This window comes from Polaribacter sp. Q13 (genome assembly GCF_016858305.2).
In the GTDB taxonomy this organism is placed as follows: Bacteria; Bacteroidota; Bacteroidia; order Flavobacteriales; family Flavobacteriaceae; genus Polaribacter.
The window spans coordinates 2,943,673-2,967,711 of record NZ_CP074436.1 but is presented as its reverse complement, the minus strand read 5'-3'; the positions used below and the strand labels follow the sequence as shown (position 1 = coordinate 2,967,711).

Annotated in this window: 21 protein-coding genes; 14 read left to right on the top strand and 7 right to left on the bottom strand. The window is 28.7% G+C overall.

Annotated elements, in window-relative coordinates:
• Positions 1-39: 39 nt before the first annotated feature.
• Positions 40-1,035 (bottom strand): NAD(P)H-dependent glycerol-3-phosphate dehydrogenase, encoded by a 996-nt coding sequence (locus tag JOP69_RS12405; protein WP_203395156.1) that lies wholly within the window; start codon positions 1,033-1,035, stop codon positions 40-42.
• A gap of 94 nt (positions 1,036-1,129) precedes the next feature.
• Here JOP69_RS12405 and JOP69_RS12400 point away from each other — a divergent pair, with 94 nt between their 5' ends.
• Genes JOP69_RS12400 through dut form a run of 3 tightly spaced genes read left to right on the top strand, consistent with a single transcriptional unit; the run spans position 1,130 to position 3,898 of the window.
• Positions 1,130-2,584, top strand: a complete 1,455-nt coding sequence (locus JOP69_RS12400; RefSeq protein ID WP_203395155.1) for an oligosaccharide flippase family protein — start codon at positions 1,130-1,132, stop codon at positions 2,582-2,584.
• A 2-nt stretch (positions 2,585-2,586) separates the two neighbouring features.
• Entirely contained in the window at positions 2,587-3,486 is a 900-nt protein-coding gene (locus tag JOP69_RS12395; RefSeq protein WP_203395154.1) for an alpha/beta hydrolase, read from the top strand.
• On the top strand, positions 3,467-3,898 hold the full coding sequence (gene dut / locus JOP69_RS12390) for a dUTP diphosphatase (RefSeq protein WP_203395153.1): 432 nt from the start codon (positions 3,467-3,469) through the stop codon (positions 3,896-3,898). Before JOP69_RS12395 ends, dut begins: the two co-directional genes overlap by 20 nt.
• Positions 3,899-4,232: 334 nt before the next feature.
• Here dut and JOP69_RS12385 read toward each other — a convergent pair whose 3' ends face one another.
• Entirely contained in the window at positions 4,233-4,949 is a 717-nt protein-coding gene (locus tag JOP69_RS12385) for a LytTR family DNA-binding domain-containing protein (protein WP_203395152.1), read from the bottom strand.
• A 490-nt stretch (positions 4,950-5,439) separates the two neighbouring features.
• Entirely contained in the window at positions 5,440-6,447 is a 1,008-nt protein-coding gene (gene recA, locus JOP69_RS12380; RefSeq protein ID WP_203395166.1) for a recombinase RecA, read from the bottom strand.
• A 99-nt stretch (positions 6,448-6,546) separates the two neighbouring features.
• Between recA and dinD the strand changes: the two genes are divergently transcribed.
• The 6 genes from dinD to JOP69_RS12350 all read left to right on the top strand — a co-directional run bounded on the left by dinD (position 6,547) and on the right by JOP69_RS12350 (position 13,034).
• Positions 6,547-7,386 carry a DNA damage-inducible protein D gene (gene dinD, locus JOP69_RS12375; RefSeq protein ID WP_203395151.1) on the top strand — a complete coding sequence of 280 codons (840 nt, stop codon included), beginning with the start codon at positions 6,547-6,549 and terminating at the stop codon, positions 7,384-7,386.
• Position 7,387: 1 nt separating this feature from the next.
• Positions 7,388-8,185, top strand: a complete 798-nt coding sequence (locus tag JOP69_RS12370; protein ID WP_203395150.1) for an aldose 1-epimerase — start codon at positions 7,388-7,390, stop codon at positions 8,183-8,185.
• Between the two features lie 4 nt (positions 8,186-8,189).
• On the top strand, positions 8,190-8,756 hold the full coding sequence (locus JOP69_RS12365; RefSeq protein WP_302850206.1) for a pseudouridine synthase: 567 nt from the start codon (positions 8,190-8,192) through the stop codon (positions 8,754-8,756).
• Positions 8,757-9,032: 276 nt separating this feature from the next.
• Positions 9,033-9,542 carry an RNA polymerase sigma factor gene (locus JOP69_RS12360; protein ID WP_203395149.1) on the top strand — a complete coding sequence of 170 codons (510 nt, stop codon included), beginning with the start codon at positions 9,033-9,035 and terminating at the stop codon, positions 9,540-9,542.
• Positions 9,543-9,601: 59 nt separating this feature from the next.
• A complete protein-coding gene (locus JOP69_RS12355) occupies positions 9,602-10,519 on the top strand; it encodes a FecR family protein (protein WP_203395148.1) in 918 nt (305 codons plus the stop codon).
• Positions 10,482-13,034, top strand: a complete 2,553-nt coding sequence (locus JOP69_RS12350; protein WP_203395147.1) for a TonB-dependent receptor — start codon at positions 10,482-10,484, stop codon at positions 13,032-13,034. Before JOP69_RS12355 ends, JOP69_RS12350 begins: the two co-directional genes overlap by 38 nt.
• Positions 13,035-13,231: 197 nt before the next feature.
• On the opposite strand, the gene JOP69_RS12345 is transcribed toward JOP69_RS12350, so the two are convergent.
• A complete protein-coding gene (locus tag JOP69_RS12345) occupies positions 13,232-14,203 on the bottom strand; it encodes an IS110 family transposase (RefSeq protein ID WP_215602589.1) in 972 nt (323 codons plus the stop codon).
• 819 nt (positions 14,204-15,022) lie between these two features.
• Between JOP69_RS12345 and serS the strand changes: the two genes are divergently transcribed.
• Entirely contained in the window at positions 15,023-16,297 is a 1,275-nt protein-coding gene (gene serS, locus JOP69_RS12340; RefSeq protein WP_203392892.1) for a serine--tRNA ligase, read from the top strand.
• Between the two features lie 150 nt (positions 16,298-16,447).
• On the opposite strand, the gene JOP69_RS12335 is transcribed toward serS, so the two are convergent.
• The gene (locus JOP69_RS12335; protein WP_197482030.1) at positions 16,448-16,591 is read right to left on the bottom strand and encodes a hypothetical protein; all 144 of its coding nucleotides are present in this window, start codon (positions 16,589-16,591) and stop codon (positions 16,448-16,450) included.
• Positions 16,592-16,716: 125 nt separating this feature from the next.
• Between JOP69_RS12335 and JOP69_RS12330 the strand changes: the two genes are divergently transcribed.
• Genes JOP69_RS12330 through mgtE form a run of 4 tightly spaced genes read left to right on the top strand, consistent with a single transcriptional unit; the run spans position 16,717 to position 21,051 of the window.
• The gene (locus tag JOP69_RS12330; protein ID WP_203392891.1) at positions 16,717-18,510 is read left to right on the top strand and encodes a hypothetical protein; all 1,794 of its coding nucleotides are present in this window, start codon (positions 16,717-16,719) and stop codon (positions 18,508-18,510) included.
• Positions 18,511-18,563: 53 nt separating this feature from the next.
• Entirely contained in the window at positions 18,564-18,893 is a 330-nt protein-coding gene (locus JOP69_RS12325) for a DUF4286 family protein (RefSeq protein ID WP_203392890.1), read from the top strand.
• A 12-nt stretch (positions 18,894-18,905) separates the two neighbouring features.
• Positions 18,906-19,709, top strand: coding sequence for a 16S rRNA (adenine(1518)-N(6)/adenine(1519)-N(6))-dimethyltransferase RsmA (gene rsmA / locus JOP69_RS12320; protein WP_203392889.1), 804 nt, complete (start codon positions 18,906-18,908; stop codon positions 19,707-19,709).
• Positions 19,699-21,051: a magnesium transporter gene (gene mgtE / locus JOP69_RS12315; RefSeq protein WP_203392888.1), complete on the top strand. Its 1,353-nt coding sequence runs from the start codon at positions 19,699-19,701 to the stop codon at positions 21,049-21,051. The genes rsmA and mgtE overlap by 11 nt, the downstream gene beginning before the upstream one ends.
• Before the next feature lie 277 nt (positions 21,052-21,328).
• Here mgtE and JOP69_RS12310 read toward each other — a convergent pair whose 3' ends face one another.
• On the bottom strand, positions 21,329-22,006 hold the full coding sequence (locus tag JOP69_RS12310; protein WP_203392887.1) for a response regulator transcription factor: 678 nt from the start codon (positions 22,004-22,006) through the stop codon (positions 21,329-21,331).
• The gene (locus JOP69_RS12305) at positions 21,996-23,996 is read right to left on the bottom strand and encodes a tetratricopeptide repeat-containing sensor histidine kinase (protein ID WP_203392886.1); all 2,001 of its coding nucleotides are present in this window, start codon (positions 23,994-23,996) and stop codon (positions 21,996-21,998) included. The genes JOP69_RS12310 and JOP69_RS12305 overlap by 11 nt, the downstream gene beginning before the upstream one ends.
• Positions 23,997-24,039: the final 43 nt, after the last annotated feature.

Genomic DNA, 24,039 nt, shown 5'->3' with positions numbered 1-24,039 from the left:
ATTGTTTAATAATTTACTTCAATGTTCAAAATTAAACATTTAATCTAATTTATCTGTCAATTTTTGAAATTCTTTTTTAGGGTTTTTATTCTCATACAGTATATTATAAACAGTGTCTATAATTGGTGTATTTGCTCCGATGTCTCCCTTCATTTTAAAGGCACTTTTGGTGGCATAATACCCTTCTGCAATCATACTCATTTCCATTTGTGCAGATTTTACCGTGTAGCCTTTACCAACCATGTTTCCAAATTGTCTATTTCTACTAAAAAGAGAATAACCAGTAACCAATAAATCACCCAAATAAGCAGAATTATTAATGTTCCGCTTCATTTTATGCACCTTTTTAATAAAGCCTTTCATTTCTCTAATGGCATTGCTCATTAGTACAGCCTGAAAATTATCTCCATAACCTAAACCATGTGCAATACCTGCTGCAACAGCATAAATATTTTTTAACATAGCGGCATATTCTGTACCAACTATATCATCTGATATCTTTGTTTTTATATACCAACTTTGTAAAGATCTCTGAATAAATTTAGCTTTTTCTTCATCTTTACAAGCAATTGTTAAATAAGATAAACGTTCCATAGCCACTTCTTCTGCATGACAAGGACCTGTAATAACACCAATATTTTCTATAGGAACATTGTATTCTCTATTAAAATGTTCTCCAATAATTAAACCTGTTTCTGGTACGATTCCTTTAATGGCAGAAAAAATGATTTTACCTTCTAAAGAGGTTGTCATTTTTTTTAATTCACTTGTTAAAAAAGCAGACGGAATTGCAAAAATAAGAACATCGTAATTTTGTACGGTATAATTAATATCACTAGACAAATCTAATTGACGTGCATACACATCTGCAGATTGTAAATAATTAGGATTATGATCGTTTTCTTTAATGTGCTCAATGGCTTGTTCATTACGCATGTACCAACCAACTGTTTCTAAGTTTTCAGACAACATTTTTACAATGGCAGTTGCCCAACTTCCACCACCAAAGACCGCTATTTTTTTATGTTCACTCATGAATAGTGTTTTTTATATCAAAAGTAATAAAACTATTATCTTTTGAGGATTACATTTGCGAATTATTATATTTGTAAACGCTAATTTAAAATTTTTGAGTTCCTTAAAACGATTTTTTAAAGACACCATAATATACGGAATTGCCGCTGTTTTACCGCGCGCAATTAACATATTTCTAGTAAAACTACACACCTCTACTTTAGATGCAGAAAAATATGCTATAAACACAGACTACTATGTGTATGCGGCATATTTAAATGCACTTTTAACTTTTGGAATGGAAACTGCCTTTTTTCGGTTTTTTTCAAAAGAAAAAGAGAAAGGTAAAGTGGTGTCTACTTCCTTTATTAGTTTGCTAATTTCAACACTAATTTTCTTGTGTTTAGCGTTGTTTTTTAATCATGAAATTACTGTTTTCTTCGGATTTAAAAATCCCTTATTTTTTAAATTATTAGTATATACAATTACGCTAGACACCTTAGTTGTTGTGCCTTTTGCATATTTACGCGTTACTAACAAACCTTTAAAGTTTACCACTATAAAATTAATAAACATTGGTGTTTTTTCTTTTTTAAATGTTTTCTTTTTGTGGTTTGTTCCTTATGCTATTAAAAACGGAATTTCTTTACCAGAACCTATTGTAAATTATTATAATAACAATCCTAAAGTAATTTTCATTTTTGTTGCAGGAACCGTGGCTAGTTTGTCCACTTTTGTATTGCTTTTTCCGTCCGTTTTTAAATTCAAGTTCGAGTTTGACTTTGAGCTTTTTAAAAGAATGTTCCGGTATAGTTTTCCAATAATGATTGGAAGTTTGGCCTTTGTAACCAATGAAAATTTAGACAAACTTCTTTTAGGTACTATTTTAGGTGAAAAACAAATGGGAATTTACGCCGCTTGTTACAAATTAGGAGTTTTCATGACCTTATATATTATGGCATTTCGTTTGGGTGCAGAACCTTTTTTCTTTAATAATGCTGATAAAAAAAATGCCAAAGAAAACTATGCGAAAATTTTGACTTGGTTTACCATTTTTGGATCCTTTTTTATGCTAATTGTAGTTGTTTTTATAGATTTGTTTGCCCAAATTTTATTAGGTAAACCAGAATATTTTACAGCACTTTCTATTGTGCCCATCATACTTTTAGCAAATTTATTTTTAGGAATTTATAATAATTTGTCTATTTGGTACAAACTAACTGATAAAACAAAATACGGCATGTATTTCTCTATTATTGGCGCCTTAATTACCATTGTTTTTAATATTGTGATGATTCCTAAAATTGGTTTTATGGCTTCTGCATGGGCAACATTAATAGCATTTGGTACTATGATGATACTATCTTATTTTGTAGGTAAAAAGCATTATCCTGTAAATTATAAATTAAAAAAAATAGCTTATTATTTAGTGTTCTCCATAGTATTTGAGTTATTTTCTTTTGTAGTATTTAGAGGGCAGTATTGGTTTTCTATTTTAACCATTTTTCTTTTCTTTGGATTAATTTATTACAATGAAAAAGAGGAAATTAAACAAATTTTAAAACGATAAATATGAATAGAATATCCATACTATTTTTAGCTTTTTTACTTGTTTTAATTTCTTGTAAAATAAAAAAAACCGAAGAAATAAAAGAAATTAAATCTAAAGAACCTTCAAAAAAAATTTCTACCAAGGCAGACAATGTTTCTATTTTAAAAAAAACATTTGTTATTGATGGTTTAAACACTATTGCGCATAAGGTTTGGTTGTATTTACCTCCAAATTATCATACATCAACTGAAAAATATGATGTAATTTATATGCACGATGCTCAGAATCTATTTGATGATGCCACTTCTTTTGTGGGCGAATGGGAAATTGATGAAACATTAAATGATCTTTACAAAAAAACAGGGAAAAGTTTTATTGTAGTTGGCATAGAAAATGGAGGAGAGAAAAGAATTGAGGAATATACACCTTGGGAAAACGTAAGATATGGAGGAGGAAAAGGTAAAATTTATGTCGATTTTCTGGTAAACAAACTAAAACCTTACATCGATAAAAATTACAGAACTAAACCTGACGCAGAAAACACTGCAATTATTGGGAGCTCTTTAGGAGGATTAATTTCCTTTTATGGAGGCTTAAAATATCCTGAAGTTTTTGGTAAAATTGGCGCACTTTCTACCTCTTTTTGGTTTTCTAATAAAGTAATTACATTTGCCGAAGAGAATGGAAATCAGAAAAAAACAAAACTTTATTTATTAGTGGGTGATAAAGAAGGGAACTCTATGGTTCCGGATACCGAAAATATGGCAGAATTATTAATAGATCTTGGTTTTCCATCTCAAAATTTAAAAACAAAAGTACACCCAGATGGCAAGCACACAGAGTCTTTTTGGAAAGCAGAATTTTTAGAAGTAATTACATTTTTATTTAATTTAGAAAACAATGAACGTACAAATAATTAACAAATCGAAACACGCAACACCTAATTACGAAACAGAAGGAGCTGCAGGAATGGATTTAAGAGCAAATATTGAAACTGCAATAACATTAAAGCCGTTAGAAAGAGCGATTGTTAAAACGGGCTTATTTATAGCTTTACCAATTGGTTTTGAAGCACAAGTAAGACCAAGAAGTGGCTTGGCAGCTAAAAAGGGGATTACCGTTTTAAACTCTCCAGGAACCGTAGATGCAGATTATAGAGGTGAAATTGGGGTTATTTTAGTCAACTTATCTAACGATGATTTTGTTATAAATGATGGAGAAAGAATAGCACAATTAATTATAGCAAAACACGAACGTGTAAACTGGCAAGAGGTAACCGTTTTAAGTGAAACAGAACGTGGAGCCGGTGGTTTTGGAAGTACAGGTGTTTAGTCTTTAAACATAGAATTGTCTAAACTAGTTTAACCTTATCATACCAAACTTGTTTCAGTATCTAAACTTACTGAAATTTAAGAATCTCAAATGAATTCCGATTGATAAATAACCAGTTGTTTAGACACCCTATTTCTTTATAATTTTATTCCCGCTTTCGCGGGAATTTTCTTATTAATACAAAATATATAAGATTTTTTTAAATGTTAACTGTTAGATGAATAGCTATTTAATTTAAAAATTACCTGATTCTAATATCAAATAAATTTAGGACAAAAACCTACGTTTAAACTATTAAGTATATTTTTTTAAGGACAAACAATTAATTTTATAGTTAAAAAGAAAAAGAGTTTTTAAGTTTCTGCAGGTATTCTTTTCCAATAGGAATAAAATTTTCTTCTAACTCTTTTGTCACCTCTGTCTGTTGTAAAAACAGTTGACCTTTCCTAGTATTTAATCGTTCAATGCAGTTTCTGTTTACGATGAAACTTCTATGTACACGAATAAAGTTTTTAGGCAAAGTTTCTTCAAAATGTTTTAAAGATTTTGATGTTGATAATTTTTTTCCTGTGATATTAAAAACACTCGTATAATTTCTTTCCGCTTCTAATAAACAAATGTTTTTATAAGCTATAATATGTATATCCGAACCCGTTTTTACTGCAAGATGTGTTTGTTTTTCTGTAAAGACTTTCTCGAACCTTAGTAATGAATTTTCTAATTCTACTCCTATAATTGGTTTACTTAAAAAATAAGAAATTTGATTGTTTACTGCTTCTTTTGCATAATAATTATGAGAGGTCGTCATAATAATGGTTGGCAACTCCATAAAAAATTCCTTTAATTTAGGAATGAGTTTAAAAGTATTTTCTTCTCCAATTTCAACATCTAAAAAAATAAGGTTGGGTTTTGTTTTAATTATTAAAGAAAAACCTTCTTCTAAATTCTCTGCAGTGTCTACAAATTTATAATTAGAATATTTGTTTAAAGCTAATCTTAAGTCGTCATAAGCTTCTTTCTTGTCCTGAATAATGACATATGTATATTTCATAATACGCTTTTCAATAGATATAATCTTAAAAAATGAATGTTTTGCAAATTTATATAAAAAAGTACTAAATACCACTTAATTAGGATTGACATTTAATTATAAAGGACAAAATAAAAAAATGAAGATAAATTTATATTTACAATGGTTTCTTTTAGAAACTTTATATAATTCTCTTTCACAAGAAAATAGAGACCTAGTATTAGAATTAAAAGGCTTTGATTGCATTTACCACCTATAACAAAAAATTTAAAAAAATGATTTTAGGAGTTTCAGATTGGTTAAGTCCAAAGATTAATGTAGAAGCAAAATTTATTAGAATAGGTTTTGTAATGCTGTTTTATTTGCAGGTTTTGGGTTAGGTTTATACCTTATCTTATGGATTGTAAAGTTACTTTCTAAGTAAAATTAGAAAAAATTATATCATAAAAAAACTGCTATAACTTGATTACTTCTATAGCAGTTTAATAATAATAGTTAGAACTTTTAATATTTATTCTTGATTTTCAATAGCAATCTTAATTTTACCTTCTAGTTCTTCTGCTAACTCAGGATTGTCTTTAATTAAACCTTTAACAGCATCTCTACCTTGGCCTAATTTTGTTTCCCCGTAACTAAACCAAGAACCACTTTTCTTAACAATACCTAATTCTACACCAATATCTAAAATCTCACCAACTTTAGAGATTCCTTGTCCGTACATAATATCAAATTCTGCAATTTGAAACGGTGGTGCTACTTTATTTTTTACAACTTTAACTTTGGTACTGTTTCCAATAACTTTGTCTCCGTCTTTAATCTGTGTTCTTCTTCTAATGTCTAAACGTACAGAAGCATAGAATTTTAAGGCGTTACCACCCGTTGTAGTTTCTGGATTTCCGAACATTACCCCAATTTTTTCACGTAATTGGTTAATAAATATAACGGTACATTTTGTTTTAGAAATAGTACCTGTTAATTTACGTAATGCTTGAGACATTAAACGTGCATGAAGACCCATTTTAGAATCTCCCATTTCACCTTCAATTTCTGCTTTTGGCGTTAAAGCCGCAACAGAATCTATAACCACAATATCAATTGCACCAGAACGAATTAAGTTTTCTGCAATTTCTAATGCTTGCTCACCATGATCTGGTTGAGAAATAATTAAATTATCGATGTCTACTCCTAAATTTTCTGCGTAAAATTTATCGAATGCATGTTCTGCATCAATAAACGCTGCAATTCCACCTGCTTTTTGAGCTTCTGCAATTGCGTGTAATGTTAAAGTAGTTTTACCAGAAGATTCTGGCCCGTAGATTTCAATAACTCTTCCTCTTGGATAACCACCTACGCCTAATGCTAAATCTAATCCTAAAGAACCAGATGAAATTGCATCTATATCTTCAGTAACTACATCACCTAATTTCATTACAGCTCCTTTACCATACGTTTTATCTAGCTTATCTAGAGTAAGTTGAAGTGCTTTTAGCTTTGCTGTTTTTTCTTTATCTGTCGCCATTAATCTTGCTTGTTTTATTTTTAAATAAGTCCGACAAGTTACAAAAGAGTTTCTTTTTTTACGCATCTTTTTTTGTATTTTTATAAAAATTTGTAAAATATGAAAAAAGAAATTATACAAGGCTTAGCAAATAGTTTTGAAGACTTTTCTCAAACTACTGAGAGTGGAATTGAGTTTTGGTTTGCAAGAGACTTACAACAGCTTTTAGGATATTCTGAATGGCGAAATTTTCAAAAGGTAATTTTAAAATCTAAAACGGCATGCGAAATTACCAATAATCTTATTTCGGACCATTTTGTTGGCGTCAACAAAATGGTAACATTAGGTTCTGGAAGTAAAAGAGAAATAGAAGATATTATGCTAACAAGATATGCTTGTTATTTAGTTGCTCAAAATGGAGATCCAAGAAAGGAAAGTATTGCTTTCGCTCAAAACTATTTTGCAATGCAGACTAGAAAATTTGAGTTAATTGAACAAAGAATTAAAGATTGGGAAAGGTTACAAGCAAGGCAAAAACTAACGTTGTCAGAAAAAGATTTATCAGAATTAATCTATGAAAAAACTGGTAATGACAGAAATTTTGGATTGATAAGAAGTAAAGGAGACCAAGCATTATTTGGTAAATCTACTAAACAAATGAAAGCTAAATTAGGGATTCCTAATAGTAGAGCTTTAGCAGATTACTTGCCAACTATTACAATTAAAGCAAAAGATTTTGCAACAGAAATAACTGTTTTTAATACCAAGGAAAAAGATTTAAAAAATGAAAAAAGTATTTCAACAGAACATATTACCAACAATAAATCTGTAAGAAAAATTCTAATAGAAAGAGGTATTAAACCAGAAAACTTACCAGCAGAAGAAGATATTAAAAAACTAGAAAGAAGAGTAAACTCTGAATCAAAAAAAATAGGAAAGAATCCTAAAAAATTAAATTAATATGCAAAATATCCTGTCTTTAATTTCTGAAGATAAAAAATCGAAAGTAAACATTGAAAAAGGAGAAATCATCAGTTTTCAAAAAGATGATAAAGAATATATTCATCAAAAAGGAAACAAAGGTTGGCGCAATTCTGATGATGAAATGTTTCCGGTAATTGGTCCTACTTCTAAAAATAATTTTAGAGTGCATACCAAAAATGGCGATGCAATTTTAGATCAACATGGTTTGTTGCGTGAGTTAGAATATGACTTAGTTTCTTCGGATGATAACTCGGCTAAATTCATTAAAAAATATATAAAAAATACAATTGTAAACAATAGTAAATTTCCTGTAAAATCTACGGAAGAAAATCTTTCTTGGCCTTTCGATTTTTCGTTTGAAAAGAATTTTACTTTAGAAAATGATATTTTAAATATAGAATTTATCATCAATTCTATTGAAGGAATGCCTTTTATGTTAGGGTATCATCCGGCATTTATGTTGTCTAATACTGGTAACGAAACCTTAATTTATAACGATACCAAAATTACTTTAGCCGATGTTTATAAAGCGGGTGCAAATGCGTTTCCTATTTTAAATGCTGATAAAATCATTTTAAAAAATATTGATAGAAACGATTTAGAAATTACTACAAAAGGTTTTCATAATTTTATGTTGTGGACAGAGGTTGATAACATGCTTTGTATAGAACCAATTACCCAATATACTTCTTATACAGATCAAAAATTTTCTGAAGAAAACATGCGTTTATCAACAGGAAAAAATAGTTTTTCTATCTCCATAAAAATTTTATAGTTTGATAAAAAAACACCGTCATTTTATAATTCACAAACCTTGGGGAATGATTTCTCAGTTTGTAAATCCCGCAAAGCGGAAGAAAAAACTATTAGGAGATTTACACAATTTTCCAGAAGGAACTATGGCCATTGGTCGTTTAGATGTTCCGTCTGAAGGATTACTTTTATTAACAACAGATGGAAAAGTATCTGCAGAAATTAGAAGTCATAAATACGAAAAAGAATATTACGTACAAGTAGATGGAGTGATCACCGAAAAAGAAATAGAGCAGTTAAAAAATGGCGTAGAAATTGGTTTTAATGGTAAAAAATACATGACAAAACCAGGGAAAGCTTCTATTATTGATGATCCTAAATTTCCGTTAAGAAGTATGAAAATTAGAGATGAAAGACACGGACCTACAAGTTGGGTTTCTATTATTATTACCGAAGGAAAGTTTAGACAAGTTAGAAAAATGACTGCTGCTGTAGGTTTACCTACTTTACGTTTAGTTCGTGTAAGAATTGGCAAAATAGAATTAGGTAATTTAGAAATTTCTGGCGTAAAAGAAGTTGACGAATTAATGTAACATTTATCACAAAAAAATAATATATATATTTCTAATTTTACAACATGAATAACTCCAACACCACTTTATACATAGTAGCTGCAGTAATCATTTTTCATTTTTTGGTAGGTTTTGGTTACCTGATTTATAAAATGACAAAAAAGGAAGATAAATAATCTTTTACTACTCATTTTTACACCTAAAATTTTAAACTTAAATAGATTTTACGAACTGTATTTTTTAATAGAATAACTTTGTTTTATTTTTACACTTTATATTCTTTTTTAAAACCTCTATATGAGTAATAAATCTCTTTGTGATGAAATCTATTTTAATGAGTTTTACACTTCCCATATTCAGTCTGCAAGTAATTTTGCCTACTATAAATCTGGAGATAAAAACGCCTCTTTAGATTTAGCACAAGAAGCCTTTATAAAAATTTGGGAACATTGTTCTAACATAGATTTTACAAAAGCAAAATCTTACTTATTTACCGTTATTAACAATCTTTTTTTAAATAAAGTAAAACATCAAAAAGTGGTTTTTGAATATGCAAAAAGCAGTCCTTATTTAGATGTTAATAACCAAAGTCCAGATTATTTATTAGAAGAAGAAGAATTTAAAGACAAACTACAAAATGCTATTGCAGATTTAACAGAAGCAGAACGAGAAGTTTTTTTGATGAATAGAATTGATGGAAAAAAATACCGAGAAATAGCAGAATTGTTAGAAATATCTCAAAAAGCAGTAGAAAAACGAATGTCATCAGCATTAAAAAAATTAAGAAATAAAATAGACGGAATTTAAGACCGATTTAAGGTAGGGTAAACTACTGATTAGTTGTTTTATATATAGAAGTAGAAGAAATGGAAAAAGAAAACGACATCTTAAAGTGGCTAAACAGAGAAATTTCTGATGAAGAATTAATGCGTTTAAAAGAATCGAAAGATTTTAATACTTTAGACAAAATTGCGCATTATTCATCACAAATAGAAACGCCTAAAGTAGATCTTAACAAATCTCTTGCAGATTTAAAATTAAAAACTAAAAATACTTCTAAAAAAGGAAAAGTTATTCCTTTTAATTTTAAGAATTTATACAAATATGCAGCGGCAATTATTTTGTTATTAACAACTTCTTATTTTCTTCTTTTTAACACTAATAATACAAACTTTAAAACCGCTTTTTCAGAAACGAAAAACTTTAATTTACCAGATAATTCAGAAGTAGTATTAAACTCAAATTCAGAAATTTCTTATGCGAATAAAGATTGGCAAGAAAACAGAAATTTAACTTTAAACGGAGAAGCATTTTTTAAAGTACAAAAAGGAAAAAAATTTACAGTAAATACCGAAATTGGAGATGTTACAGTATTGGGTACGCAATTTAACGTTAAAGAAAGAGTTAATTATTTTGAAGTAAAAACCTATGAAGGTTTGGTAAGTGTTACTTATAAAAACACGCTGATTAAACTACCTAAAGGAAGCATTTTTAAAGTAGTAAATGGAGTTATAGATACTACAAATACCTTTGATATTAACGAGAAATCTTGGTTGCAAAAAGAGTCTAATTTTAAAAGTACAGCTTTGCATTTTATTTTAGATGAAATAGAAAATCAGTTTGGGTATACTATTGAAACTAAAAATGTTGATTTAGATATTTTATATTCTGGCGGTTTTACACATTCAGATATAAATATTGCATTAAAATCTGTTACAATTCCGTTACAATTATCTTATAAAATTGATGGTAAAAAAATTACTATCTTTAACCATGATAAATAAAGTACGGCTTGTTTTATGTTGTTTTTTATTGATAACAAGTGTTGTTTTTACACAGAATTCTTCTGATAAAATAGCACTTTCTTCGTTATTATTAAAACTTGAAAAAAGTTATGATATAAAATTTTCTTATTCTGATAATGATATAAAAGATATTTTTATTCAGCATCCAAAAAAAGGAATTTCTATAGAAAATTTACTCGTTTTTTTAAATAAAGAAACTTTTTTACAATTTAAAACTTTAGATAATAGGTATGTAACTGTTTCTTTTTTAAACAAGTATATTTCTGTTTGCGGAACCATTTTAAAATCTAATACCTTAGAACCTTTATTTTTAACTTCTGTAAAAGTAAAAGGTTATAAATTAGGTACAACCACAAATAATAAAGGTGTTTTTTATTTAAAAAATGTACCCGTAAATGCCACTTTAACTATTTCTTTTATCAGTTTTAAAACAAAAACTATTACTGCAAAAGAATTGTTTGCCACCAGTTGTAAAAAAATATATTTAGAAGAAGAAACAGAAGAATTATCAGAAATTACAATGCCTAAGTTTTTAACTGCTGGTTTGCATAAAAATGCAGATGGAAGTACTGTTTTAGACACAGAAAAATTCGGAATTTTACCTGGCTTAATAGAACCCGATATTTTAAAAACAATTAAAATTTTACCAGGTGTAGAAAGTATCAACGAAAGTATTTCTAACATTAATGTTAGAGGAGGTACAAATGACCAAAATTTAATGCTTTGGGACGGAATTAAAATGTATCATTCAGGTCATTTTTTTGGACTTATTTCTGCTTATAATCCGTATTTAACAAAAAAGGTAGCTGTTATTAAAAACGGAACCAGTAGTGCATTTTCAGACGGAGTTTCATCTACCATAAATATGGAAGCTTCTAATGAAATTACCAATAAATTTTCTGGAGGTGGTGGTTTTAATTTACTTAGCGCAGATGCTTTTTTACAAGTGCCCATAAAAGAAAATTTAGAACTTCATGTTTCTGCCAGAAGATCTATTACGGATGTTATTAACACACCAACTTACAAGAATTATTTTACTAGAAGTTTTCAAGGTAATTCTACCACAAATAATACTGTAAATAACACAGATTCAGACTTTTATTTTTACGATTATTCTTTTAAAATTTTATATGATATTAGTTACAATCATGCCATTAGAACTAATTTTATTCACATAAAAAACAATTTAGATTATAAAGAACAATACACTTCAAATAACACTACAATAGAAGAAAATAGTGTTTTAAAACAAGAAAATTTAGGAACAAAAATTAGTTGGGATGCAAATTGGGATGCAAAGTTTTCTACTAATTTATCTATTTTCTTTTCAGATTATAAAATAAATTCTTCAGATTATAATAGAGATGCAGATCAATATCAAATACAATTTAATAATGTATTAGAAACAGCAATAAAATTGAATACAAAATATGAGTTTTCTGATATTTTAAATTTAACTAATGGATTGGTATTTAATCAAATAGAAGTTAAAAATAGTATAACTGTAAATGCACCAACTTTTATTAACACAGAACAAAATGTATTGTTAAAAAGTGCTTTTTATTCTGAAATTGAATATCATAAAAAGAATACGTATGCTAGATTTGGGGTAAGAGCAAACTATTTTGAAAAGTTTGATAAACTTATAATAGAACCTAGAATTAATATTCGTCAGCAATTAAATACAGCCTTATCTTTAAAATTAGAAGGCGAATATAAAAACCAAAGTACAGCTCAGAAAATAGATTTTGAAAATAATTTTTTAGGAATAGAAAAACAAAGATGGGTACTTTCTGATGATAATATTACACCTATTATAAAAAGTAAACAAGCCTCTTTTGGAGTGGAATATGCTAAAGAAAATCTTTATATAGATATTACTGGTTTTTACAAAAAAGTAGATGGAATTACTGCTGAAAATCAAGGTTTTTATAACAATCAGACTGCAAATTCTATAGGAAATTATGAAGCAAAAGGTGTCGAATTTTTAGTAAATAAGCAAACTAAAAAAATTAGTACTTGGTTAAGTTACACATACTCTAAAAACGATTATACATTTGATATTTTTAACCCAACAACATTTTCTAATAGTTTAGATATTACACACTCTTTAAGTGCTGCTTTTAACTATAATTTTTCTAAAGTTTTTAAAGTTTCATTTGGGGGAGTTTTACGTTCTGGTAAACCTTATACAAAACCTGTTGTAGGAAATGAAACTATAGAAAGTAAAAATAGAACGATTGTTAATTACGACAATCCGAATCAAGAAAAACTAGCTAATTTCTTTAGAGTAGATCTTTCTGGTAGTTATGATTTTAATTTATCTAAGGCTATAAAATCTACTATTCGTCTTGGTTTTACAAATATTACAGATAAAAAAAACATCATAGATGCTTATTATCTTGTAGATAAAACTCGTAAAAATAATGTAAGAAGAGTAGATAATTATTCTTTGCCTTTTACGCCAAATTTAAGTTTTAGAGTCAATTTTTAGTTGAAAAAAAATTCTCGGGGCTCTGCCTTAAAATTCCCTAAAAGACTAGAATTCATTTCTTTACAGTATTATAAATTAAAAATTTTATAAAGTTAGATAATTCTTGTGTTATTACTGTTATGAGATTTCTCAGTACTTCGAAATGATCTGTGTTAAAAACCTACTATATTTTGTTAAAATTTAAAATATTTTTCTTTCTAATTTATAACATATAAATTCTTGAAATTTTCATGATAATTCTGTTTGTTTTTAGCAATAGAGAAAATTTGTTTTATTAGTTTATTAGCGAGTGCAATTTTAATTACTCTTTCGGGTTTTCCTTTTGATTCTAATCTTTGATACATTTCTATACAAGCTTTATTAACTCTTTTTGCTGACCATGAACATAGGTATAATAATTTTCTAATTTGTGATTTTCCCATCTTACAAATATGCCCTTTCCCTCTAACACTTGTACCTGATTGATATAATCTAGGACTAAACCCTACAAAAGCAATTAACTGTTTATGTGATTCAAATTTTGTGAAATTATCTGTAATTACACACATCATTATGGCTGTCTTTATACCTACGCCAGGTATTGTTTTTAGTCGGGCAATTGTTTCTTTATATGCTAGGTTACCAATTTTCTCTATTTGTTTTTCAAACTTATCAATACGTCTTTGTAAGAGTAATTCTACTTGTTTTAATTCTTTTTTAAGACTATTATTTAATAAACCCGTTACTTCAAAAGAAGCTAATTGTCTTTTTGTTTGATGTATCTGTTTTTTAAGTAGTTCTAACGCTGTGTAAAGTTGTTTTATCTCTGTACTTGCCTTACTATCAGGGCTCCATTTCTTTAAATCATATTGAGCTCCATATTCAGCAATTGTTCTTGCATCTTTTTTATCTGTTTTAGCTCTGTATAATCTTGTTTGACTATAGCGTCTAATAATTAAAGGGTTTAAAACACAAATATTAAAGTTAAAAGTGTTGAGATAAGTTGCTAATTGAACATAATAAGGACCACTAGCCTCCATTACAATCCAATCATTTTTTTCTATTAACTTTTTAAAACTTTGAAAGCCTTTTGGTACATTCTTAAATACTTTATGTTCCCATTTATCTTTTTTTAAAAAAGAAACATCAAATGTTTGTTTACTAATATCAATTCCTATAATTTTACTCATATTAAAATGTTTTATAGAAAAGTTACTACAATACTTATCAATCCTAAATGCAGACTTTAATGCCTAATGATCTGTTCAAGTTTTAAGTAGTAAAAGGGTAAAGTGATTAGCATTTCGAACGGTCTTCTATGACAAATGACAGACTATAATCTTAACCTTTACCCTATACTTTTCTGTTATTATTAATCTTAAATGTAATTAATTTTAACATAAACTTTAAGAGTTTACAAACATAGGATGACAAGTATTGTGGCTCAGTTTTCTGTTATCACTGTTATGTGAGTCGAAGTGAAAATTTTAGAGTTTTTTGATTTTATAGAGTTAAAACTTACTCAATAACCATACAGTTTGTCATTTCGAAATGAGCTTTTTAGCGATTGAGAAATCTCATAAAGTTTGTTGGTATTGTGTTATCACTGTTATGGGATTTGTCCTAATGTAGAAATGACAATTGTTGCTGCTCAGGTTTGTGTTATCACTGTTACGCGGTTTCTCCTTTTTTAGAAATGACAAGATCAGGATTTAACATTAAAGACCTCACAAGTTTTAAAAACCTGTGAGGTCTGCGTTACTCTAAATTAACTTCCTTTTTTAGTATTCACTACGCGTTAAGGATAGAGCAATTGTTTGAGCTCTTTTTTGTTTTTTACAAAAAAAGCGAGTGCGAGAGCCTGACCCTTGTGGTAACGCCCAAAAAACATTATAATTATTCTTTTTTCTGTGTTTTCTACCTCTCTTTTTAATGAAATTATTTATTATTAATTTCATGGTAAATCCATTGTACAAATTATATCTTTGCATTTACAAAATTCTACAAAAATGTTACAAGTACAATTTATTAGAGACAACAAAGAAACTGTTTTAGCTGGGTTAGCAAAACGTAATTTTGCCAATGCAGAAAAGATTATTGAAGAAGTTTTAACTGCGGATGAGAATAGAAGATCTACGCAAGTGGAGTTAGATAATACTTTGGCAGAATCTAATAAATTATCCAAAGAAATTGGTGGTTTTTTTAAGTCTGGAGAAGTACAAAAAGCGAATCTTTTAAAGGAAAAAACAGTTCAGTTAAAAGAAAAATCTAAGGAACTTGGCGAAAATTTTAATGCTTTTGCTGAAGAGTTGCAAACATTATTATATCAGATACCAAACATACCACATACTTCTGTTAAAGCGGGGAAATCTGAAGAAGATAATGAGAACATTTTTAGTGAAGGAACAATTCCTGATTTAGGGGAAAATGCTTTACCTCATTGGGAATTGGCTAAGAAATATGATATTATAGATTTTGAATTAGGAAATAAAATTACAGGTGCTGGTTTTCCGGTTTATAAAGGAAAAGGAGCAAGATTACAACGTGCTTTAATCAACTATTTTTTAGATAAAAATACCAAAGCAGGTTATACAGAAGTGCAAGTACCTCATTTGGTAAATACAGAATCTGCAACGGCAACGGGTCAATTGCCAGATAAAGATGGGCAAATGTATCATTCTACAGTAGATGATTTGTATTTAATTCCTACTGCAGAAATTCCTATTACAAATATGTTTCGTGGTAATTTAATGCAAGAATCAGAATTTCCAATAAAAGTTACTGGATATACACCTTGTTTTAGACGTGAAGCAGGTAGTTATGGTGCACATGTTAGAGGTTTAAACAGATTGCATCAATTTGATAAAGTGGAGATTGTACGTATTGAGCATCCTGACAATTCTTACCAAGCTTTAAACGGCATGGTAGAACATATTAAAGATATTTTAAGAGATTTAAAATTACCTTATAGAATATTACGTTTGTGTGGTGGAGATACTGGTTTTACGTCTGCTTTAACATTCGATTTTGAAGTATTTTCTACAGCGCAAGACCGTTGGTTAGAAATTAGTTCTGCATCTAACTTCGAAGCATTTCAGGCAAATAGATTAAAACTTCGTTTTAAAAACAAAGAAGGTAAAAGCGAATTGGCACACACCTTAAATGGTAGTTCTTTGGCTTTACCTCGTGTTTTAGCCGGAATTTTAGAAAACTATCAAACAGCAGACGGAATTAAAATACCAGATGCTTTGGTACCTTATTGTGGGTTCGATATTATAGATTAAATTTAGTATTCAGTTTACAGTTGCAGTATTCAAGTTTGTGAAAATATGATTCAGTAGCGGTTTGCAGTTCTAATATTACTGCAAACTGAGACTGATTACTGTTTTTTTACTGCTTACTGACGACTGACGACTGACGACTGCAAACTAACTTTAATTTGCTACAACAGCAACCATTAATCTTTTATATTTATTCATTTCTAAAAGAGCGTTTAAATACGCACTAATTTGTCCGTTTTTCATAAACTCTATAGAATTGTTTTTTGCAATTTCGTATTGTTTTTTAAATGTATTCATCATCTTAAAATTTGATTGGTTATATACTCTTTAGACAAGTTCCGTGCCAAAATGTTACAAAGAACTACTCAGAATAGGCTCCTTTAATAAAGTTTTAACGTTTAGGTTGATTATCTTTGGTACTGATGAAAAAACTATTTTTACTTATTTTTATTACTGTAACTAGCGTTAGCTTCTCTCAAGGTGATTATTACTTAGCAGAAGATTACTATAGAGAGGGAGCGTATGAAAAAGCGACTCAAATCTTTAAAAACTTATATGCTAACAACCTTTTTAATACCACTTATTTAAGTCGATTAATTTCTTGTTATCAAGAAACAAATAAATTTAATGAAGTAGAAAAAATATTAAAAACTGCGCTTAACAAAGACCCAAAACTCGCTTTTTATTATGTTCATTTAGGGTATAATTACCAAAAACAACAATTGCTAGAATTAGCACAAAAAAATTACACTATAGCCTTAAATTCTATTGATACAAACAGTTATTATGGTGGTTTTATTGGCAGATTATTTAAAGATTATAATCTTTTAGACAATGCAATTTTAGCTTATACAAAAACAATGGCTAAAAATAAAAAAGCAGATTATAGCTTTAGAATTGCTCAGATTTACGGAGAAAAAGGCGACTTAAAAAAAATGTTTGAAGCTTACTTTAATCTGGTTGATAAAAACATTGAAAATTATGATTTAGTAAAAAGATATACCAGTAGTTATATTACTAATGATGCAGAAAATGAAGCAAATATTTTATTTAGAAAAACACTTTTAAAAAAATCTGCTAGCAACCCAAAAGACGCTTGGAATGCTTTGTTAAGTTGGTTATTTACGCAGCAAAAAGACTATAATAAAGCTTTTATGCAAGAAAAAGCTTTGTACAAAAGAAACCCTGTAGACTTAAATTCGGTTTTTGATTTAGGAAAAATAGCTTTTGATAACAAAGATTATATTGCTGCAAAAGAGTGTTTTAACTTTATAACGCAACAAGAAACGCTACCAATAGAAAAAATAGACGCCTCTCTTTACCTGGCTAAAATAGCAGTAGTAACAAACAACCCTAAAGTAGAAAAACTGTTTCTATCGCTTTTTAATCAATTTGGTAAAAATTCATCAACCATAAAATTACAAGTGGAATATGCAGATTTTTTAACCTTTAAAAAAGACCAACCAAACGAAGCTAAAACTGTTTTAGAAGAAGCCTTAAGTTATACTCGTTCTAGATTTGATAAAGCAAGAATAAAACTAAAATTAGGAGATATTTTGGTTTTTACAGGAAATTACAACAAAGCATTGATCTATTTTTCTCAAATTCAAACGCAACTCAAAAACCACGAATTAGCACAACAAGCTCGTTTTAAAGTAGCACAAACAAGTTATTATAAAGCCGATTTTACTTGGGCAAAAGCACAATTAAAAGTATTAAAAGGCTCTACAACACAATTAATTGCAAATGATGCCTTAGAATTGTATTTAAAAATAACAGATAATGAACCTGTAGATTCTATTCCGTCTGGCTTAAAGCAATTGGCAAAAGCAGAACTGCTCTCTTATCAAAATAAAAATGAGGAAGCATTAGCAGAATTACACAGTCTGTTTACACCTAAAATTGTTTTTGAAAATGGATTAACCTCAACTGAAGTTATTTATGATGATGTACTCTTTTTTGAAGCAAAATTATTCATCAAACAAAAAAAATATAACGAAGCTCTTTTAAGTTTTTCAAAAATTATTGCAGCAGATAATCAAGGTATTTATGCAGATGATGTGTATTACGAAATGGCAGAATTGTATAATAATCAATTAAACAACCCAGAAAAAGCCTCAGAATACTATCAAAAGATTATTTTTGACTATTCTTCTAGTATTTATCTAGTAGATGCTAGAAAAAAATATCGAAAATTAAGAGGAGATAAAATTTAACACTCTAATTTTTTCAATTAAATATTTACACAAAATTACAATTACACAGCATAATGTACATATACAACGTAACTATAAATATAGATGAAACCGTTCATAAAGAATGGCTTACATTTATGGAAAGTCATATTTTAAAAGTCTTAAATACTGGCAGATTTACGTCTGCAAAACTAACCCAAGTTTTGGTAGAAGAAGAAATGGGTGGTAGCACTTATTCTATACAATATACTGCAAACTCAAGAGAAGATTTAGATGCTTATTATAAACACGAAGCAGAAACATTACAACAGAAAAGTCTTCAGAAATTTGGAGATAAAATGTTAGCTTTTAGAACAGAATTAAGATTAGTAAAAGAATTTTATCCTACAAGTGTAGGGAATTAAAAAAGTATAAATATGTCAGTTAAAGCAAAAAAACATTTAGGTCAGCATTTTTTAACAGATGAAAGCATTGCAAAAGATATAGCAGATGCATTAACTGGTAATGGATATGATGATGTCTTAGAAATTGGTCCTGGAATGGGAGTTTTAACCAAATATTTATTGCCCAAAAAAGCAAAGGTTACTGTCATGGAATTAGACAGAGAATCTGTTGCGTATTTGCACGAAACTTTTCCTTTAGAGCACATTAAATTGGATACTTCTAGGGATCATTTCGAAATTATAGAAGGAGATTTTTTAAAGAATAATATTCAAGATATTTTTAACAAAAAACAAGTAGCTATTATTGGTAATTTCCCTTATAATATTTCTACTCAAATTGTTTTTAAAGCCATTGAAAACAGAGAATATGTTCCTGAATTTGCGGGTATGTTTCAAAAAGAAGTGGCAAAAAGAATTGCAGAAAAAGAAGGATCTAAAGTATACGGAATTCTATCTGTATTAACCCAAGCCTTTTTTGATGTAGAATACTTATTTACCGTTCCGCCAACGGTATTTAATCCACCTCCAAAAGTAGACTCTGGGGTTATTAGATTCATCAGAAAAAAAGATTATTCGTTACCTGTAGATGAAAAGATATTTTTTAGAGTAGTAAAGACCGCATTTAATCAACGAAGAAAGATGTTGCGCTCTAGTTTAAAGTCCTTTAATCTTTCGGATTCCTTAAAGGAAGATCCTATCTTTGCGAAACGCCCAGAACAGTTATCTGTTGAAGCTTTTATCTCTCTAACGCAAAAATTAATAGAAAATGGCATTTGAACTTACTGATCAATTTCTAGAAAAACTAATAGACTTTATTGATGAACACAATGATTCTGAAATAAAAAAACTATTTACAGAAGTCCATTTTGCAGATATAGCCGAAGTTTTAGACGAAGTAAATTTTGAGGAAGCTATTTACATTATCAAACTTTTAGATAGCGAAAAAACATCAGAAATTCTAACAGAATTAGATGAAGACACACGTGAGAAAATTTTAGACAACTTATCTGCTAAAGAAATTGCAGATGAAGTTAGAGAAATGGATACCGATGATGCAGCAGATATTATTGGAGAACTTTCAGAAGAACGTCAGCATCGTGTAATTTCTGCTTTAGAAGATGATGATCATGCAGCAGATATTAAAGAATTATTGTCTTATAACGATGATTCTGCAGGGGCATTAATGGCAAAAGAGTTGGTAAAAGTTTATGAAACTTGGACAGTTGCGGGATGCATGCGTAGAATTAGAGGTCAAGCTAAAGATGTAACGAGAGTGCATTCTATTTATGTAGTAGATAGAGAAGATAAATTGGTAGGTAGAATGTCTTTAAAAGACTTAATAATTGCCAAATCAGATCATAAAATTGCAGAAATCTGTAAAACCAAAGTAGATGCCGTAAACGTACATGATCCAGAAGAAGAGGTTGCTAAAATAATGGCTAAATACGATTTAGAAGCCATACCTGTTGTAGATGATAACAATGTTTTGGTGGGTAGAATTACCATTGATGATATTGTAGATGTTATTAGAGAAGAGGCCGATAAAGATTACCAAATGGCGGCTGGTTTTTCTCAAGATGTAGAGGCAGATGACACTATCTGGGAACTTACAAAAGCACGTTTACCTTGGTTAATATTAGCGCTGTTTGGTGGCTTTATTTCTGTTTCAATTTTAGGAGGTTTCAGTGGAGCTATGCAAGATCATAAAGAACTTTTCTTTTTTACACCACTAATTGCGGCAATGGCAGGTAATGTAGGTGTGCAATCTTCTGCAATTATTGTGCAAGGTTTGGCTAACGACAGTTTAAAAGGCTCACTTTTTAAAAGGTTATTAAAAGAAATTTTACAAGGGTTATTAAACGGTTTTGTCTTGGCTGCATTATTAATGTCTGCAGGAATGTTATTTTTAGGTTTTGATTTAGAATTAGGAATTACCGTAGCTGCATCTTTAATTTCCGTAATTATTATTGCCTCAATTATCGGAACCTTTATTCCTATCATTTTAGCAAAAAAAGGGATAGATCCCGCTTTAGCAACAGGGCCATTTATTACAACAAGTAATGATATTTTAGGAATTTTAATCTACTTTTCTATCGCTAAATTAGTATTGGGTTTCTAAGTTTAATTTCTTGCTTAAAACCTATTAAAATAGAGTTAAAGTCCTTCCCAAAAACAAAAAAAATCTTTCAGATAAACTGAAAGATTTTTATTCTTTTCATTTTCGATATACCTTAATGCATATCTGCAATTGTCCCCTTAATTATACGTAATATAATTATTACACAAACATACTACTATAGTAAAAATGTAAAATGTAAAAAACCGAAATTAAAAATGCGGTTTTCCGCAAAAAAAATAATTGTTGTTTTAAAATCAAACACACCTATTCTTTTAGGTTAATCTATAATTCCTAATTCTTTTGCTTTAAGAACTAGGTCTGTATTATTTTTTGCATTTAAATCTGTTCTTAAGTTACACAATTTAGTTTCTATAGAACGAAGTTTTAAAAAAGAACTATCTGGTTTTGTAATTACACCTTCTAAATTACTTATTTTAGGGTGTTTTGGAAGCTCCTTTAAAATTTGAATAGCAACATCATCCATTTGAATTTGAACAATGTTTCTACGCATTATTTTTTGATGAATCTCATGGGTATAATAAAAATTATTTGCTAACATTTTTTGAACAGCAAAACCAATTTCTGTAACATCGCATTTGCTTTTTAATAGGTAGGCATTTGGTTTTAAATTACTAATTACATTATATACTCTATTGGTTTCTGTATGCCCTGTTATAACTGCTATTTTAATATCAAACTCATTATTTCTAATAGCTTTTATCAATTCTTCTCCCCCATCTAAATTGGTTTCATCTGTAGCATTATCAAAACTTAAATCGGTAAATAATAAGTGAAAAGGGTTGGTTTTCTGGTGGCTTTTTATCAACCGGAAAGCGTCGTCACAAGTATTAGTTGTTACCACATCAAAATCGCCAACTTCCTTTAAAGAGCAAAGTATTCCTTGTATTACTAATTGATGATCATCAACAATTAAAATTCTAGTTTTATTTTCCATTCTTAGGGATTTCTACACTAATATTTGTTCCTTTTTCTACCTCACTTTTAATATTAAAGATTCCATTAATTTCATTAACTCTTTCTTTCATATTTTTTAAACCTATTCCGTTTTTCTTATCTGTAAGATTAAAACCTTTTCCGTTATCAGAAATCGATAAAAAGATAGAGTTATTTGTTTCACTAAACTCTAACACAACTATTTTTGCTGCTGCATGTTTTTTTGCATTTTGTATACCTTCTCTTATCGATAAAAATAATGTTCTTTTTATGGAATTGTTTATTTCTAACCAATTTACGCTATCTATTTCTTTTACTTTAATCTTAAAATCTATTTCAAAAAAATCTGATACTAGATTAATTATCTGATTTTTAAATGAAACTTTATCAAAACTTTCACTACTTAATTGATGCGATAAATTTCTAACATTTTCTTTAATAATATTTAAGCTTCTGGCTTCTTCTTGTTGGTTAGCGTTTTCTAACTTTAAAAGCAACATTCTAATATCTCCAGCAACCTCATCATGCAAAGATTTTGCAATTTTTTGTCGCTCTTTTTCGCGTGCTTCAATTTTTTGCATCTTTGCTTCAAACATAATTTTTTTTCTTCTATTAGAAACCACAATTGCCGCAAAACCGATAAATAAAAGACTTGCAGTAGCTATTAACCAACCAATAATTTTTTGTTGTTTCTGACGCTCTAATTCTAAATTTTTTCTTGAGTTTTCTTGCTTTAAACCAACGTTTTCTTTGTCCTTTTTTTCAGTTTCATATCTAATTTTTGCAAACTGATTTTTTAAAGACCTTTCTCTTCTATAAAGACTATCATTTAAAGTAATATGTTCTTCTAATAACAGCCTCCCTTTTTCACCTTTTACCAAATGAGATAAAAGTAAAAGATTGTCTAAAGTGTACCTATTGAAGTTTATTTGTTTCGCTAATTCTAATCCTTTATTAGAATGAAATATTGCTTTTTTAGTTTCCTTATTTGCCTCATAAATTTTACCTAAATTAGAATGAGTCAATACTAAACCTCTTTTGTAATTTCTTTCTTGTCTAAGTATTAAAACCTCTAAATACCCTTCTAATGCATCTTTTTTATTTCCTAATAAAAAATTATTAAAAGCAATACCTCCCAATGCAGTTTCATATCTATAAACATTTTTAAATTGAAGACTGTCTATAGCTAAACTTTTCTTAAAATAATTTATAGCTTCTGTATAATTCCCTTCAGACTCATAGGTAGTTGCTAAATGATTAAACAATCTTGCCTCTTGGTATTTTATATCTAATTCTGGACTTTTCTTTTGGATTTCAAAGAATTTTAGATACGTTTTTCTAGCTTCTTCCTGTCTATCTGTCATGAATAAAACATTTCCTAACCTTTCATATAAAAGCCCCGTAAAAAAAACTTCATTAGGATAATTTTCTAGACCCGAACCTTTAATACGAGGTTCTACAAAACGTAATCCTTCTATAATAGAAATTTCACTTCCTAAATAATCTCTTTCATCATATTGAAGCGCAGCCATAGACAACAACCTTCTGGTTGCTTCTAAAGAATCTTTTAACTGTACAGAAATGTCTTTAGATTTGCTATAATAATAAAAAGTGCTATCAAATTTAAATTTAACCTTAAAATAAAGCCCCTTATAATAATAGCTTTTTGCTAAAGCAGAAGCATCTTTAGTTCTATTATAAAATTGATGCAACTTCTTTTCAGTTACACTCAAATTTGTAGTGTCTCCATTAAAAAAGCTTTTCATACCAAAATTTATGTAGGTAATTCTAATTAAAGAATCATTTTTGGTATTTTCTGATAATAGATAGGCTTGTTTTGGTATATGGAGTTGTTTAGTTTTTTGGTATTCTTTTAATAAATAATCTAAAGAATCTATACTTTTCTCTTGAGAAAAAATAGAAAAACTGACTAAAAAGAGTAACAGCAAATACTTGTTTTTACTGCAAAAAATATTTTCTTCAAACTTCATTTATTAGGGGCCAAATAATTAGAAGACTATAAAAATAGAATTT

Bases quoted from the DNA above. Each gene is read 5' to 3' on its own strand.
- JOP69_RS12405 (WP_203395156.1), bottom strand. From the start codon at position 1,035: ATGAGTGAACATAAAAAAATAGCGGTCTTTGGTGGTGGAAGTTGGGCA.
- JOP69_RS12395 (WP_203395154.1), top strand. From the start codon at position 2,587: ATGAATAGAATATCCATACTATTTTTAGCTTTTTTACTTGTTTTAATT.
- dut (WP_203395153.1), top strand. From the start codon at position 3,467: ATGAACGTACAAATAATTAACAAATCGAAACACGCAACACCTAATTAC.
- JOP69_RS12385 (WP_203395152.1), bottom strand. From the start codon at position 4,949: ATGAAATATACATATGTCATTATTCAGGACAAGAAAGAAGCTTATGAC.
- recA (WP_203395166.1), bottom strand. From the start codon at position 6,447: ATGGCGACAGATAAAGAAAAAACAGCAAAGCTAAAAGCACTTCAACTT.
- dinD (WP_203395151.1), top strand. From the start codon at position 6,547: ATGAAAAAAGAAATTATACAAGGCTTAGCAAATAGTTTTGAAGACTTT.
- JOP69_RS12370 (WP_203395150.1), top strand. From the start codon at position 7,388: ATGCAAAATATCCTGTCTTTAATTTCTGAAGATAAAAAATCGAAAGTA.
- JOP69_RS12360 (WP_203395149.1), top strand. From the start codon at position 9,033: ATGAGTAATAAATCTCTTTGTGATGAAATCTATTTTAATGAGTTTTAC.
- JOP69_RS12355 (WP_203395148.1), top strand. From the start codon at position 9,602: ATGGAAAAAGAAAACGACATCTTAAAGTGGCTAAACAGAGAAATTTCT.
- JOP69_RS12350 (WP_203395147.1), top strand. From the start codon at position 10,482: ATGGTAAAAAAATTACTATCTTTAACCATGATAAATAAAGTACGGCTT.
- JOP69_RS12345 (WP_215602589.1), bottom strand. From the start codon at position 14,203: ATGAGTAAAATTATAGGAATTGATATTAGTAAACAAACATTTGATGTT.
- serS (WP_203392892.1), top strand. From the start codon at position 15,023: ATGTTACAAGTACAATTTATTAGAGACAACAAAGAAACTGTTTTAGCT.
- JOP69_RS12335 (WP_197482030.1), bottom strand. From the start codon at position 16,591: ATGAATACATTTAAAAAACAATACGAAATTGCAAAAAACAATTCTATA.
- JOP69_RS12330 (WP_203392891.1), top strand. From the start codon at position 16,717: ATGAAAAAACTATTTTTACTTATTTTTATTACTGTAACTAGCGTTAGC.
- JOP69_RS12325 (WP_203392890.1), top strand. From the start codon at position 18,564: ATGTACATATACAACGTAACTATAAATATAGATGAAACCGTTCATAAA.
- rsmA (WP_203392889.1), top strand. From the start codon at position 18,906: ATGTCAGTTAAAGCAAAAAAACATTTAGGTCAGCATTTTTTAACAGAT.
- mgtE (WP_203392888.1), top strand. From the start codon at position 19,699: ATGGCATTTGAACTTACTGATCAATTTCTAGAAAAACTAATAGACTTT.
- JOP69_RS12310 (WP_203392887.1), bottom strand. From the start codon at position 22,006: ATGGAAAATAAAACTAGAATTTTAATTGTTGATGATCATCAATTAGTA.
- JOP69_RS12305 (WP_203392886.1), bottom strand. From the start codon at position 23,996: ATGAAGTTTGAAGAAAATATTTTTTGCAGTAAAAACAAGTATTTGCTG.